General features: G+C 31.8%; 16 protein-coding genes. 10 read left to right on the top strand and 6 right to left on the bottom strand.

Annotated features, from left to right (window positions below):
• Positions 1–2: 2 nt before the first annotated feature.
• The gene (locus MR053_RS05145) at positions 3–362 is read right to left on the bottom strand and encodes a BlaI/MecI/CopY family transcriptional regulator (protein WP_242131371.1); all 360 of its coding nucleotides are present in this window, start codon (positions 360–362) and stop codon (positions 3–5) included.
• A 143-nt stretch (positions 363–505) separates the two neighbouring features.
• Between MR053_RS05145 and MR053_RS05140 the strand changes: the two genes are divergently transcribed.
• A complete protein-coding gene (locus MR053_RS05140) occupies positions 506–982 on the top strand; it encodes a DUF456 domain-containing protein (protein ID WP_242131370.1) in 477 nt (158 codons plus the stop codon).
• Positions 983–1,209: 227 nt separating this feature from the next.
• On the opposite strand, the gene MR053_RS05135 is transcribed toward MR053_RS05140, so the two are convergent.
• The 4 genes from MR053_RS05135 to MR053_RS05120 all read right to left on the bottom strand — a co-directional run bounded on the left by MR053_RS05135 (position 1,210) and on the right by MR053_RS05120 (position 5,520).
• Positions 1,210–1,884: a response regulator gene (locus tag MR053_RS05135; protein WP_242131369.1), complete on the bottom strand. Its 675-nt coding sequence runs from the start codon at positions 1,882–1,884 to the stop codon at positions 1,210–1,212.
• A gap of 8 nt (positions 1,885–1,892) precedes the next feature.
• Positions 1,893–3,902, bottom strand: coding sequence for a tetratricopeptide repeat-containing sensor histidine kinase (locus MR053_RS05130; protein WP_242131368.1), 2,010 nt, complete (start codon positions 3,900–3,902; stop codon positions 1,893–1,895).
• Between the two features lie 107 nt (positions 3,903–4,009).
• Positions 4,010–4,156 carry a hypothetical protein gene (locus MR053_RS05125; protein ID WP_242131367.1) on the bottom strand — a complete coding sequence of 49 codons (147 nt, stop codon included), beginning with the start codon at positions 4,154–4,156 and terminating at the stop codon, positions 4,010–4,012.
• A gap of 350 nt (positions 4,157–4,506) precedes the next feature.
• Positions 4,507–5,520 carry a LacI family DNA-binding transcriptional regulator gene (locus MR053_RS05120; RefSeq protein ID WP_242131366.1) on the bottom strand — a complete coding sequence of 338 codons (1,014 nt, stop codon included), beginning with the start codon at positions 5,518–5,520 and terminating at the stop codon, positions 4,507–4,509.
• Between the two features lie 384 nt (positions 5,521–5,904).
• Between MR053_RS05120 and MR053_RS05115 the strand changes: the two genes are divergently transcribed.
• The 6 genes from MR053_RS05115 (at position 5,905) to MR053_RS05090 (ending at position 9,745) form a co-directional block, all read left to right on the top strand.
• Positions 5,905–6,255, top strand: coding sequence for a hypothetical protein (locus tag MR053_RS05115; RefSeq protein WP_242131365.1), 351 nt, complete (start codon positions 5,905–5,907; stop codon positions 6,253–6,255).
• Between the two features lie 211 nt (positions 6,256–6,466).
• The gene (locus tag MR053_RS05110) at positions 6,467–6,880 is read left to right on the top strand and encodes a DsrE family protein (protein ID WP_242131364.1); all 414 of its coding nucleotides are present in this window, start codon (positions 6,467–6,469) and stop codon (positions 6,878–6,880) included.
• Between the two features lie 149 nt (positions 6,881–7,029).
• Positions 7,030–7,896, top strand: a complete 867-nt coding sequence (locus MR053_RS05105) for a helix-turn-helix domain-containing protein (protein WP_223551843.1) — start codon at positions 7,030–7,032, stop codon at positions 7,894–7,896.
• 100 nt (positions 7,897–7,996) lie between these two features.
• Positions 7,997–9,127 (top strand): acyl-CoA dehydrogenase family protein, encoded by a 1,131-nt coding sequence (locus MR053_RS05100; RefSeq protein WP_242131363.1) that lies wholly within the window; start codon positions 7,997–7,999, stop codon positions 9,125–9,127.
• Between the two features lie 11 nt (positions 9,128–9,138).
• A complete protein-coding gene (locus MR053_RS05095) occupies positions 9,139–9,423 on the top strand; it encodes a hypothetical protein (protein WP_242131362.1) in 285 nt (94 codons plus the stop codon).
• Positions 9,410–9,745, top strand: coding sequence for a hypothetical protein (locus MR053_RS05090; protein ID WP_242131361.1), 336 nt, complete (start codon positions 9,410–9,412; stop codon positions 9,743–9,745). The genes MR053_RS05095 and MR053_RS05090 overlap by 14 nt, the downstream gene beginning before the upstream one ends.
• A 43-nt stretch (positions 9,746–9,788) precedes the next feature.
• On the opposite strand, the gene MR053_RS05085 is transcribed toward MR053_RS05090, so the two are convergent.
• Positions 9,789–11,045 carry a hypothetical protein gene (locus MR053_RS05085; protein ID WP_242131360.1) on the bottom strand — a complete coding sequence of 419 codons (1,257 nt, stop codon included), beginning with the start codon at positions 11,043–11,045 and terminating at the stop codon, positions 9,789–9,791.
• 398 nt (positions 11,046–11,443) lie between these two features.
• On the opposite strand from MR053_RS05085, the gene MR053_RS05080 reads away from it, so the two are divergent.
• From MR053_RS05080 to MR053_RS05070, 3 genes are all read left to right on the top strand, one after another.
• On the top strand, positions 11,444–12,061 hold the full coding sequence (locus MR053_RS05080) for a class I SAM-dependent methyltransferase (RefSeq protein ID WP_242131359.1): 618 nt from the start codon (positions 11,444–11,446) through the stop codon (positions 12,059–12,061).
• 624 nt (positions 12,062–12,685) lie between these two features.
• On the top strand, positions 12,686–14,851 hold the full coding sequence (locus MR053_RS05075) for an ATP-binding protein (protein WP_242131358.1): 2,166 nt from the start codon (positions 12,686–12,688) through the stop codon (positions 14,849–14,851).
• 133 nt (positions 14,852–14,984) lie between these two features.
• Complete coding sequence (locus MR053_RS05070; protein WP_242131357.1) at positions 14,985–15,551, top strand: hypothetical protein; 567 nt, start codon at positions 14,985–14,987, stop codon at positions 15,549–15,551.
• The last annotated feature ends 162 nt before the right edge of the window (positions 15,552–15,713 follow it).

The following is a 15,713-nucleotide window of genomic DNA, read 5'->3' as shown; positions in this document are numbered from 1 at the left end:
GATCAATGCTCTTTATTGATTTCTTTTAAAATAGACTCCAATTCCTTTAGACTTACATCATTCTTCTTTACAAAAAAGGACACCATACTCTTAAAAGATCCTTGAAAATAATTATCTACTAATTTGTTTAAGGATTGATTACTGTAATCCTGCTGTTTAATCAAAGGAAAATACACATGACCCTTACCCTCTTTTTCATGATCGACAAAACCTTTACTTTCCAATATCCTCACTATGGTAGACACGGTATTGTACGCTGGTTTCGGCTCTGGTAAGTACCCTATTATCGCTTTAACATTGCCTTTGCCTAGCTGCCAAAGTATTTGCATGATCTCCTCTTCTGCCTTGGTAAGTTGTAACATGATTTTTTATTTTTTAAATGTTGAACTAAACATTTAGTTAAACAAATATAACTAAAAAATTAGTTTAAACTAATTTTTTAGTTTAAAAATGTAACATTTAGTATTCAAAAACGTCTTATTCATTGTAAAACTTAAATCTGTTTATGGATATTTTTTTAATTTTTGTTGCCTCGTTATTTATGGTTCTTGGAATTATTGGAAGTTTTCTTCCCATTTTGCCAGGCCCATTAACCAGCTGGGTGGGATTGTTAATTGTTCATTTTACAGAAGGTATTCCTATGAATACTTCCTTTTTGGTTATCACGCTAATTACTGCATTACTAATTTGGGTATTGGACTATATAATCCCCGCTATAGGCACCAAACGCTTTGGCGGTAGTAGATTGGGCATGATTGGCACAACTCTAGGCCTCATTATTGGGCTGTTCACTCCAATTCCTGGTGGTATTATCATTGGTCCATTTTTAGGCGCTCTTGTCGGGGAACTTATAAACAGGAACGATTCCAAAATTGCATTTAAGGCTGCCTTTGGATCTTTTATTGGTTTTCTAACCTCAACATTTATTAAGTTTATTGTGGCTATAATTTACTTAGGTCTTTTTATAGCCATTCTTGTTTAACTTATACATCAAACCATAAGAATAGAAGAAGCCCTATGGGTCTCTCACCTCCACAGGGCCTATGTAAATTGCTATTATCAACAATAAATTTGAGGGATTAATTAAATTGTAGTGTTGATATTACAAACCTAAACATTAGTTTTAACTTTTTGCTGCGGAAAAACCGTAAACACATTACGGTATAATTGTAAGTTCTAGTAATAATAAGGTGTTTCTTAATAAAAAAATTATACAAACCCTTGCTTTCTAGCCTCATTTAACAAGGTTTCATCTTGACCGTCTTCAATACAAAACAAATCTTTAAGTTGTCGCTTTCTTTTTTCAACAGCACTCAAGGACATATCTAAATGCGAGGCTAGGCTTTTGGTTTTAACCCCTTGTGATAATAGGTGTAGAATCTTTCTATTTTTTTCGTCAATTACAATATCACTGGTTATCGTTTTTCTAATATGGCTATTTACCGTACCACTATAAAAAGGTGGATTGTAAAGGACCGCTTGAAACGCACTTGCCAATTCGCTAGAAGTTAAATCACTTTTTATTAGAAATCCTTCAGGATCAATAGTTTTAATGATGTTGTGAATTCTAAATGACTCATTAAACATAGTAAGAATAATAATCTTTGCTCTGGGCAAAATCTTTCGCGCATGTTCTGCTAGATCTTCACCAGAATTCATAGTACCATCGGATGAAGGCGGCAAACTTATATCCACAAACAATACATTGTAGGGATCGTTTTGGGCTACGGATTTATCCATAAACCTAAGTGCCTCATCACAATTGTTGGCAATATCTATACGTAGTTCTTGATTTTCTTTTTTGGTAAATTGCAGTGTGTTTTGATAACCCTCAATAATCATTGGATGGTCATCGATCATTAGTATTTTTATTCTTTCAGTCATAATTGTCGTTAGGGTATAGGGACTTCTATACTTACTTTGGTTCCTTTGGCTATTTCTGAATTGATTTTTATTTTTCCATTAATGCCTTTAATTCTGGCATGTATATTTTTAAGACCTATACCAGACTTTGCTTTGTTAACATCAAACCCTTTACCGTCATCTTCAACAGCTAAGCAAATTACATTATTTTTTAATTTAAAGCTAATTTTTACATGCTTAGCATTGGCATGTTTATATATGTTATGTAATGCCTCTTGTACAATTCTATAAATGTGGATTTTCTTTATATTAGACACTTCATCCCAATTTATTACTTCACCGTAATCCAATTTATACTTTAAATCGTAGGCCAAGCATTGTGTCTCAACCAATGTTTTTAAAATATCCATAAAACCGCTACCTGCCACAAAATCAGTGTTCAATTCATGGGACACTTTTCTAATATCCTGTTCTATGGTTTTTAATTCTTCAATATATTGCCCTCTAGTTTTAATAGCTTCCGTACTGGTGGCCATATTTAAACTATCGAGGCTTAACCTTGTACCAAATAGTCTCCCTAACACACCATCATGGAGTTCTTCAGATATCCGTTTCTTTTCTTGGGTTCTTGCTTCTTCTATACTTTCATTTTGTGAAAGCATGAGGTTGTATATCTCTTCATTTGCTTCTTGTTGTTGTTGAATAAGCTGTAACTCCTTGTTTTTATTTCGCTGCGTAATTGCAATATATAATAAAACAAAAGTAATAATTAAGACAACTGAAATAATTAGCAACCACAAACGCTCCTTGGCTATCTGTTTATTTTCGCGCTCTATTTGTTCGGTTTCGTAATGAATTCTAGCATATTTGTTACGTGTAGCTCGTTCAATTTTTAAAAGGCTATCACTTAATTTTATATAAGAATCATAAAATTTTACTGCTATACTATCCGATTCCAGTTCAGACAATAGCAATAGGGAGCGAAGCAAATCATCTTTTGAATATTTTTCTGATATAGACTTAGATTGATACGCGTAATATTTTGCCGAATCCAGATTATTATATTTCTGATAATACTTCGCTAAATGCTGATTAATAATAATGGTATAAACATCATTATCTATACTATCACAAATTTTTAATGCGCGATGATATAGATATGGTAACTGCTCTTTTTTACCTGACAAGTGTAAAGTATGTGCATAATTATCAAGAACAACAGCATAAAAATCAGGTCGCTTACTTAACAAATTAGGATCGGCCAAAATTTCCTTTAGAAGCTCTTGGGCTAAAACAAACTTACCGGCATCTTTATAGGTTACCGCTAAATTGTTTTTCAGATTATTTACCATGCCTTTATTTTCAGCATTAAACTGCATCTGTCTCTTTAAAGCCTTTTCATAATAGGAAATAGCCTCATCAAATTGCTCTAAAATTTTAAATACATGACCAAGGTTATTATAAAAATGCACTTGATATTCTTTTACCGCATCTGTTTGGTCTAGCTCGTCTAATAGAGATAACGCTTCAACCGAAGTTAATTCACTGCCCGTTAAATCTTTTTCCTGCTTTTGCAATAAAGCAATATCTAAAAGCACTATTGCTGTGTTTAATTTATCATCAATATGCCTGTAAAGTTTTTCAGCCCGGTCATCATAATAGTAAGCACTATCTGGTATTTTATCATAATAATAATATCCTAAATTTTTGTTCAATAAAGCTAAAGAGCCTGTATCTTTAATACGACTTGCTAAACTTAAAGCTTTATGGCTGTATAATAAAAATAAGTTATAGTCCTTTTTATTTCTGTAAATAGAAGCCAAATTAATAGACGCATCAACAACTAAGGAATCCAATTGATAATTTTCTGCTAGTAGTTTAGCTCTATTAGCATGTTTTAATAGGATATGATTTTCTAGTTTACTATTTGAGGAACTGTTTATGTAATATTCTATACTATCTAAAATAGGAGCAAGACTCTCCTGTGAAAGAGAGAGTGAAGTTATAAAGCATAATAAAAACCAAAGTTTATGTTTCAACAGATTATCATATCGGGTTTATCAAATGTATCTATATTTTTTTATTTATAAAAAGATAAGGCCTTTATCGTACGATAAAGGCCTTAATAAATTATATTTTTCTAATACTATCTTGTTTCTATAGTACCATCACCAACAATTAAAGTGGTATTTGGTGCTAGTAATACGTCATCTTCATTTAAATCTTGCTTGGTACAAGAGGTAAGGGCTGTAAAAAACACAGTAACTAACAATATAAGTTTTAGGGCTTTCATAAATATTCGATTTTAAGGTTAAACTCTTTTTTCTATTGATTTAAAAACTTTAAATACTAAACTTGATAAAGCCTTTGGTGAACCAAAATCTTTAACGAGGGAAAAATGGAATAATTAACTTCAAAATCGAACACAAAAAAGCGCTCAGATTTCATTTATTTAAATTTTGAGGGAAAAAGACCTTACGGTCAAAAAATGGATTAATTTATCTTAACAGCACTGAGGGGATTGTGCTTTTATCGTTAAGCGTACACTAAAATAGGTTAAAGTGAATTTTATTGAATAACAAATTCGATGAAATACGTTTTTTATCGATGAAATACGTTTTTTCGGTAAAAGGAAACTTAATATTACCTGTTTAAAGTGGATTGGTTATTAATTAAACTCGTTTTAACAATGGTTGTTTTATATTCCAAAACTTCATCGTGCTTTTTCTCTAATCGTTTGATCAACAAATCTGCCGCATTAGCACCTATCTGTTTGGCATGTTGTCTAATTGTAGTAAGTTTAGGAATAGAATGTTGTGACACCGATTGACTTGAAAAACCAATAACCGATATATCTTTTGGCACCTGTAACCCCAAATGTAAAGCCACATTAATAGCGATAACACCAGAAGTATTATCAGCTGCTAAAACACCATCTACATTTTGGTTTTCTTTAAAGAAGGATATTATTTTATGCTGGTAATCATCTTCTTTCTTCAACTTAAGTTCCAATAGTTCTTGGGTACCCTGCTCTAGGATAGCCTTTTTATAACCATGTTCCCTAAGCTTACCAACACTTAAATCATCTATTCCACTAAAAAAAGCTATTTTTTTTCTGTTTTCAGAAATCAAATTTTTGGTTGCATTATAAGTGGCGTCAAAATCATCGGCTATTACTTTGTCACAAAACACATCGTATGCTACCCTGTCGAACATGACAATGGGTAATCCTTGGTTAATAGTTTTTTTAAAATGGTTAATTTCATTTTTTATCTGTGTTTCTTCAGCAACACACAAAATAAAACCATCTACACTTCCATTAGCCAAAACTTCTAATGCCTTTTTTTCTTTTTCCAACGATTCGTTAGAAATACAGGTCATGATATTATAACCTCTTTGGGTAGCCTCCCGCTCTATACCAAATAATACTTTTGCCAAAAAATAATTAAGGATATCTGGAATAATAACCCCTATTGTTTTAGTCCTATTTTGTTTTAAACTTAATGCTACTTTGTTTGGTGAATAATTATACAACTCGGCAAGTTCCTTAACACGCCTTACGGTTTCCTCTCCTATCTCCTCACTATTATTTAAAGCTTTGGAAACCGTAGAAATAGAGACATTTAACTCTTTTGCCAACTGTTTTAAAGTAACCATGTAAAAAGGATTAGTATATTCTTTGCAATTTAGCAAAAATACATGTTGTACAATACATTTAAAAAAAAACTCTTTATTTTATAGATTAGTCCGTTTTAAAGACAAAAAAAAGGCACATACAAATTGCACATGCCACTAGCTATTAATCATTATTAAAATCTTGGAGAGAATTTAGCCGACAAGTTATAATTAAAAAAAACTTTTTATGTAACATAAGTTACATTGAAGATTGAGATATGATGCTTTTAATGCCTTTTATATATTAAAAATTAAACCTAATTTAATTATTAGTTAAAGATAGAGTCACATTTAACTTATCCAAAAATATGGAAAGCTTATCAAGCTTAAATACTTTATATTTATATTTACATTCAAATTAAACTTATGCGATCTAAAACCTTATTATTCATTGGAATCATCTTTTTGGTTACAGGTATTTTGCTGAAAAAAATAATTCAAGTGGAAGCTTTTGGATTAATTTTAATTATAATAGGAGTTACATTTAAATTCTTATATATTATTATCAAAGTTAAAAGCGGTGAATATAAACCTGGAAAAGAAATATTGTTTTTGACAATAGGGTTATTACTGTTTTTTTCTGGAATATACCTTAAAAATACTAATCAAACTGTAATCAAACCAATCTATTTGATAATTTCTGGAATAACGCTTAAAATAATTTTTATCATTAAATTTATTCAAATTGTTAAATCCAATAAACAAGTAAATTCCTAATCAAAAAGGACCCATAAAAAAGCACCTCATTTTTCTATAAAGAAAAAAGCTTTTCATAGGCTTAACTACTCAAGCCTTTTAATAAAAATAGCACTGCAATTGATCTCCGCTTTTTATCATGGACTTCATAGATTATTTTTTGAACTTTTAAGCAAAACTTGACATTTATTTATAATTTTTCTTTGCTTCAAATAATCTAAACTTTAAAATCATGCAAAAAATATTATTAAGTCTAGCATTTATATTTTCTTTATTTAATGTTTCTGCACAAGAACCAAGTAGTAAAATAATTATTGATGTTACAAGCACTAACTTTAAGGTATATCAATCTGTACTTCTAACACTTAAAATCATGACAAAAAGCCATCCAAACACCCAATTTGATATAATAGCATATGGAGAAGCTGTACCTATGATGATAAAAAACCAATCTGTTGTGGCAGACGAAATATTAAAGTATATAGAAAATCAAAATATAAGTTTTACAGCTTGTGAAGTTAGCATGTCATTATTCAATATTAAAAGAGAACAACTATTAGAAGGTGTAAAAACTGTGGCTAATGCAGTAGATGACATTGTAAAAAAACAGAATGAGGGCTGGGGCTATATAAAATCTGGAAACTGATATGAAATAAATAATTAATTTGATTTTTTGATTTTTTTATGACTATGCCTCTCTAACATATACACCTCTATTTTTAACTATTAAAAATATAATATTTAAATTTGTTAGAGGGGCATATTAAAATGCAAGTTCATATCATATAAAAATCCATGCATAATTTATTTGAAAATATAAGGGACAGTTTGGTATTCAATAAATTTATGATAGATGAATTGATTTGTGTGGAATACTCTTGCCCGGTTGAAGATGAGCATGTTGGGGTTTATACACAATCTGATTATTTAATACATGTTTTAAGTGGAAAAAAAACATGGAAAACAATTGAAGGCGAATGGGTTATGGAGGCCGGTCAAACCTTATTTGTTAAAAAAGGAGCCGCTATTGTTACCCAATATTTTGAAGATGACTTTTGTATGCTAGGCTTCTTTTTACCTGATGACATTATTAGAAATTCACTGGAGGAAACCATAAATCGCATCCCAAATGGCAACACAATGGATGTACACCAATTTACTGCCACTAAGCTGCCTTCAAAAGATTACATAGAAAACTTTATTCAATCTATGTTTCCCTACTTTAAAGACAGAAAAGACCCTCCAGAGCCAATACTAAGATTAAAGCTCAAAGAGCTTCTTATAAACATAATATACCACTCTGAAAATGACCTGCTCGTTTCTTATTTGAAAACAGTCACCTTAAATTCGGAACCTTCATTAACCCATATAATGGAGACCAATTTTTCATTTAATCTCAAACTGGAGGAGTACGCCAAATTATGTCACAGAAGTTTATCTACATTTAAACGAGATTTTTTTAATCATTATAATACGACACCAGGAAAATGGTTGCTAAACAAGAGGCTTGAACACGCTGCAAATCTCATTTTAAAAAACACATTAAATATTACACAAATCGCTTTTGAAAGTGGATTTGAAGATGTCTCTCATTTTAGTAGGGTGTTTAAAACAAAGTTCGGCGTGACACCGAGCTCATTTTCTAAAAATATGACTTCGTAATCTTCTGAACTTCTTAAACCATTTTTTAAACTTTTAAGCAAAGTTTAGGCTTTTGTTATGTGCGTACTTTGTAATACTAACAAATTAATAATAAAGTATTATGAAAACAACGCTAAGATCAACAAGTTGGACAACAAAAATCCATGAGATTGGAGAAGAGTTTGCCCGTAATGCCTTAAAACATGATATTGACGGCACATTTGTTCAAGACAACTATTTAAGACTTAAGGAATTAAAATTCTTTTCTGCAGCAATTCCCATTGAGTTAGGAGGCGCTGGAGTAGCACATAAAGAAATGTGCGAAATTATTAAGACAATAGCATATTATTGTAGTTCTACAGCTTTGGCTTTCTCCATGCATCAACACTTAATATCGGCGGCTGTCTGGAAATACAAGTACAAAGGTGTAGGGCAAGATTTTTTACGTCATGTTGCGGAAAACGAACTCGTACTCATAAGCACTGGTGCAAGGGACTGGCTTGGCTCTAATGGTGACCTAAAAAAAACCAGCGGAGGATACTTATTTTCTGGAACCAAGCATTTTGCCAGTCAGTCTGCCGGCGGTGATGTTGTGGTAACCAGTGGGACGTACTTAAACAAAAATAATTCATGGGACGTCCTTCACTTTACCGTTCCCATGACCTCAAATGGAGTTTCAATATTAGATAATTGGAATGTTATGGGAATGCGCGGAACAGGGTCCAATTCCATTTTGTTTGAGGACGTATTTATACCCGACTCCGCAATAACCTTATCCAGACCTAAAAACGAATTTCACACTGTTTGGAACGTTGTACTTACAGTAGCATTACCATTAATAATGTCTGCCTACATAGGTATAGCTGAAAAAGCAAAGGAAATTGCTATTACAAAAGGCAAAACTTACCATAGAAACCAAAAGCATATAGCTATACTTATTGGTAGACTAAATAATGTGTTATTAAGTGCTCAAACCGAATGGAAAGCGATGTATTACCTAACAAACGGATTAAATTTTACCCCTAGTGAGGCCATCACCATTGATATGCTCTCTCATAAAACCAATGTAGGTGAAAATACCAAGAAAACTGTGGCGTATGCCATGGAAGCCATAGGTGGACAAAGTTTCTACAGATCTAATATCCTGGAACGTTTGTTTAGGGATGTACAAGCTTCCCCTTTTCATCCTTTACCTAAATGGGAACAATATGCTTTTACTGGTGAACGCATAATTAACTCTAAAATAATCTAACTAATTAAATTATGGATTTTGAAAATAGATATATAGATGAACTTATTGCAATACGTGAAGAGGCGAGGGAATGTAAGAATTATAACTTATCAGATAAGATACGTAACTACTTGGACAGCAAACACATTTTTATTTTTGACTCAGCTAACCAACAAATTGTCTATCATAGAAAAAAAGGCTCAAGACAAGACCTTATCAAAGAAATAAAAAAAGAACAGCGAGCCGAGAAATTATTTTATGCCTGGCTATATTCAATTAATAAAACAACTAAAACACCACATCATGAAAACTTTTAAAAATGCATTGAATAAGAATCAGCTAAATGCATATATATTAACCTATTGTGCTAAAGGAGATTTTAAACTTTCAAATCAAGAAGCAGAGTTTATTAAACGTAAAACTAAAATTGAAAGTTTAGATAAAATTAATTGCGAAATGAATAAGTATAATGATTATCAAATAATTCAAAAAATAAAAGATTCAATTGATGAATATAATTATTCAAACAATGAGCTAGAAAATCTCTTCAATGACATGCAAGAAGTGATTGAAGTTAATAATGGGTATAATGCATTAAAGCAAAATATCCATCGAGGTCTAAAACACATTTTAATGTAAAGGTTAAGTCCTATGTAGACCTCAGATAATAAGGTACTAAACTCTAATTATAATACTCTATGGTCCTTTCAGCAATAATATATATGGGGTCGTTCTTTTGGCTATCAAAAAGAACACACTCTACCCAATCCCCATGTTCATTATAAGTATATTTGGCCGTTGATTCTGATATCTTTTTGTTTTTTCTATATACTGTATGGACCGTATGATTCCCTTTTTCATTATACATATCTATTGATTTTCGCTTTCCCCAATCTTCGGTATATTCAACTAATTTTTCATCCATACTATAAACTTCTGTAATGGTATACTCCACATCACCCTTATCATCATATGTATAAATCATGTGTTTTTTACTATTGTCCAAATAATCATGTACTCTTTTAAAGGTTTTAACACTCCCTTTAATTTTCAAGAATCCTGTTTTACTCGGCATCTGTTCAACCGTCTTTATTTCCTCTTTAACTTTGTTGTCATCAATATACTTGTAATTCAAAGTAATAATCCTTTTGTCATAGGATCTAATAGGAGGCAAACCTTTTTCTAAAGACTTTTTCTCAATACTCTTTTTTTCCTCGCTTAAAAGGCCATTGTCTATATATTGATATTCCCATTGTATCGTTATTGTATCAATAGTTTTTGGATGTAAAGGGCCTAATTGGGTGGTATCTATATACATATACTTTTCCCTTAATACATTACCCTGTGTATCCAGTAATTCGAAATGATGATTGTTTAATGGAGCTATATCCTCAAATTCAGTTTCTATTGTATGATTAAGGCTGTCATTATTGGAAAGATAGTATCTCTGATAATCTTCATCAGTAAGATCCTTACTCCAATATTTATAAAACAAATTATTCAACCACCCTTTTAATGGCACAGCATGTTTATTCCATCTTGTTTTTTCAATTCTACCCAAAGAATCGTATGATATTCTTAATACAATACTATCATTTAATTCAAGCATCGTCATCTTGGCTTTAACTACCTGATTATTTTCATTGTAGTCATAGTTTTCCTTTAAATGATATTCCCCTTTATTATTTGGATAATATATGTCTTTTATAAGTCCATTTCTATCATATTCAATCTTACCAGTATTAAAATCACCACTAATGGGGTACCTAGGCTTGATTTTATAAATGGGTTCACCCTTCTTAACCTGACCATTAACAACACTGGCTTTAAATAATTTGATTTCAATACTTTTCATTTGATCACTGGTATTTACTGGTTGAGCCCAGGAAGCTAGACATACCATGATGATTATTATGAATATGCAATGTGACTTTTCCATCCCCTAGTGGTTTATTATTTAATACTTTTTTAAACAATACAATCTTAGACTTATTGCCGTAAGTTTTTCATTAACTAATAGGCTTTGTTTCTAAAGTTTGCTATTTTAAACTAAAAATTTAACCATTTAATTTATTTCTTAAAATGATATTAATCATGTCATTAATTTGAATGGCTAGTATAAAATATCTTATGAAATTTGAACATAACAAAAGGTTCCCTTAATTAGGAAAATCTTATATCGAGTCTATTTCTAAACTACTTTACCAAATATAAGTGCCTTGACAATTCTCCATCAATGGTTCGGGGCAGGACATATCTTTAATTTATAATCTTATAAAACAATTCATTTCTAATAACACTCTTGCCCATGAAGTAATGTTTTTGTATTTTAATAAAATGGGACTATACGATAAACACATACTTCCTAAGGTAGTTGATTGGGCTTGCAGGCAAAAGCCGACAAGAAAACAAAGAGAAAAAATAATACCCCTTGCCCATGGGAATGTATTAGAAATAGGTATAGGTTCAGGCTTAAATTTACCGTTTTATGACAAAACCAATGTAAAACACCTTACTGCAATTGACCCTTCGATTGAAATCTGGAATCAGAACAAATTTGATGTAAAAAGCTTACCTTTTGAGTTTAATTTTATTAAGGCGATAGCTGAGAATATTCCAGTTGATAATAATAGCTTTGATTACGTAGTAATTACATATACATTATGTAGCATCCCTGATGTCTCCAAGGCATTCAATGAAATTAGGAGGGTAATTAAGCCTAATGGAAAATTACTCTTTTGTGAACATGGTAAAGCTCCAGATAAATCTGTTCAAAAGTGGCAAAACTACATTAATCCAATTTGGAAAAAGTTAGGTGGAGGATGTACACTTAATAAAGATATTCCTTCTATAATAAAAAATAACGGCTTTAAGATTATTAATATGGAAACAATGTACATTCCTGGTTGGAAACCGGCAAGCTTTAATTTTTGGGGTAGTTCTGAAATTAAATAAAAAAGGTGAATTACATAATTCACCTTTTTTTGCCCCAAATCTACCATGAACTTAACCTACTTATGTTATGGTGGGTGAAATATAAACCTGTTTAACCAATTAAAATAAGTTTTTTAGTTAAGAAACCTAATTATTGGATTAACGGTCACCTTAAAGTATATTCATTTTCAAATTCATCCTTTTCCTTTACAATTAATCACATCTATCTTGAATACACTGTAATTTAAAAAACATAAAAAAGACTATTTAACCTTTGTTAAAAACTGGATATTTACCAAATAACACAACTGTTTTTAGCTAAAAAAATCAACTTGTTTAGAGTTCTCTCTGTAATCTTACAGTCTGGTGGGACCTATAGACATATTAAAAATCAAATTTTTGATGTTTATTAAATTCATTACACCTAAATAATTACCTCTTTTCTTAACTGATTTTTATCATTCTTTAGCATAAATAGTTGGTATATCTTTAATGGTTTATCTTACTGGGTTTATGCATTATTTATGTGTTTCGATAAAGTTACATTGTTAAATAATATTAGCCTTGAGATATTCAAAATAATCATGTTAGCACTAGAACAGGAATACAAGATTGCCTGGATCATTATTTGTTAAACTGTACAGCATGAAAAATACAACAAGTAAAAAGGTAATTGCTTGGATTGACCGTCACTTGGCTGATCCACGACTGGAACCTGAAGCTCTTCTTCGTAAGCGATGGACTTGGTTATACATGCTAGTTAACTTTATTGGTTTAACATGTATGACTGGTCTTGGATATGTGTGGGAAATATATCCAATCCTTTGGTTTGGCTATGCTTTAATTATTACCCAAATTGTAGCTATCCCCCTATTTCGTGTTTCAAAACGGTTTGACCTTGTTCTAAACATAAGCTATGGCATTATTGTTATTCTAGCGTTTGCCGTTATGTTGCAAACTGGTGGCCTCACAACTTCAATGGGCTTTGTTTTTATCGGGATAAATTGTGCCATGGGATCTGTTTTGGCTGGCAATTTACGTTGGACAATTGGAATGTTTGTTTTGTATTGTACCACAATCATACTTTTAGGCGTACTCCAACCCTATCTAGTAACCCCTGATTATATAACTCCTGAAGTCAATTCGTTTTATTTTGTAACTGATGCCGTATGGGTTAATGCCTGTGTGCTTTTCTTGGTAATATTGTTCATGAAGGACAAAAGCCGATATGAAAAATCTGAAGCAGAAAAACTCAGGAAAATAGATGAAGCGAAAACCCAACTTTATACTAATGTTTCCCATGAATTTCGAACCCCATTAACAATCATTTCAGGTATTGCAGATCAAATGGATCAAAATAAAGATAAGTGGCCACAAAATGGGCCCTATAAAATTAAAGTTCAAAGCCAGATACTACTACGATTGGTAAACCAGATGTTGGACATTTCCAAAATAGAAGCTGGAAGCATGCATTTAAACTTAATTCATGGGGACATTAAGAAATTTGCACAATATGTTATTGGAACTTTCAACAGCCTTGCTGAATACAAGCATATTGAACTGCATATCAATATTAACAATGAGCCTCTTTATGCTGACTACGATCCTGAAAAACTAATGCATGTATTTGGAAATCTATTATCGAACTCAATAAAATTTACCTCTCGAGGAGGAAAGATTGATGTTAGTGTTTATGGAGATAACCTAAGAGGTCAAGAAATTCTGTACATTTCTGTAAGGGATAGTGGAAGAGGAATACCAAAGGAGTCTATTAATTATATATTTGACCGCTTTTACCAAGTTCCTGACAAATACGATCAGATACAAGGCACCGGTTTGGGTTTGGCCCTAACTAAAGAACTTGTAAAATTAATGAAAGGAGATATTAATGTCAAAAGTAAGGTGGGAATAGGGTCAGAGTTTGTCGTTACCTTGCCCGTCAACAAAGAAGCCAGAATGGAAAAGGATCACGGAGTCTCAATGGTCAACTCGGACACTATTCATTCCATTATTCCGACACATAACGAAAACAAAGACTTAAAAATTAATCCGCAGTTATCTTTAGAAAACCCAATCCTTTTAATTGTTGAAGACAATAAAGATGTTGTAGAATACCTCATTACTATCCTTGGAGATCATTACATACTAGAGGTCGCTTTTAATGGTAAAGATGGACTTGAAAAAGCACTAGAGATCATTCCCGATTTAATTCTTACAGATATCATGATGCCAGAAATGGATGGCTTCGAAATGACCAGACATCTCAAAAATGATATCAGAACAGACCATATACCGATTGTAGTACTTACTGCAAAAGGAGACTTTCAATCAAAACTTTCAGGACTTAAAATAGGTGCCGATCACTATCTTATAAAACCATTTAGCGAAAAAGAACTATTACTGAAACTGTATAACCTTCTTGAGGCAAGACGTAAAATGCAAAAAAAGCTTGGCTCAATAAAATCCCTTTTCCGACAGGGTAATATGCATTACAAGCAGGAGATGTTATTTATGTCTAAAATCAATACCCTTCTCGATGAAAAATTACAGAATGAAAATTTAGGAATTAAAGATATATGCTTACACCTCAATATGAGCAGACCTCAACTTTATAGAAAATTTTCTGCATTAACAAACAATTCTATCGGCAAATATATTAGGTCTTATCGCCTACACAGAGCAAAAGCAATGATAGAAAGTCAGACCAAAAATGTAACAGAAGCAGCTATGGATTCTGGCTTTAAAAACCTATCTCATTTCAGCACCAGTTTCAGGGAAGAATTTGGCTACTCTCCAAGTGAACTTCTTTAAGTAAAGAATATATTTTCTTTTGAGAAGATTACCAAAATATTTGAGATTCTCACCAAAGTAAATCTCATTACAGAGATTTAATTTTAAAGAAACATTTTAGATAATAAGATTTTTAATTTAAATATTCTGAATCATGAAAACAAAATTATTAAGTATTGCCTTTATTGGTGTATTGGCATTGATCATGATAAATTGTAGCAAAGACTACGATGTAAAAAGCGATGTACAGCAGGATGTAATCCAGTCCCCCTTGGCCAACTATAGTTTCATTGGCAACCCTCTTGGTAAAACACTAATAAAACCAGGTAAAGACGTCACAAAAACTATCAAATTCTTTGATGCAACAGGTCCTTTTGAGTTTGATTTTAATGTTGATGGATGCGCTCCGGCTCCTTATCTAACGATTTCTGGAAAAGGAAATGCTTCCCATATAGGTTATTACACTGTAGAGAATCATGGGTGCTATGACGGTGAGAGTCCAATGTTAGGGATAATAACTGCTGCCAATGGAGATAAATTATACACCTATGTAGCTTCAGCTGTTCAAGACCAGATTACTGGCATATGGACTTACCACTATGTTATATACGATGGCACGGGACAATTTGCTGATGTTTATGGTGACATTTATATGCTTGGCACCATTGATTTTGAAAACTGGACATGGACTATGTCCGGAGAAGGAGAGATAACCTATTAATGCAAACTAGGAAATATAACAATAAAATAATTCCAGCTCCGCTAGCAGGAGCTGGTTTTACTGAAACAGTATAAAATATTATGTGCATGAATAATACACTGATATTGTATCAATAATTAATTTAAATCATTAAAAAAATTATACATGTACTGTTGAGATTCT

This window comes from Aestuariivivens marinum (assembly GCF_022662175.1).
Taxonomy (GTDB): domain Bacteria; phylum Bacteroidota; class Bacteroidia; order Flavobacteriales; family Flavobacteriaceae; genus Aestuariivivens; species Aestuariivivens marinum.
The sequence above is the reverse complement of the archived record's forward strand: the minus strand, read 5'-3'. Positions and strand labels throughout refer to the sequence as shown.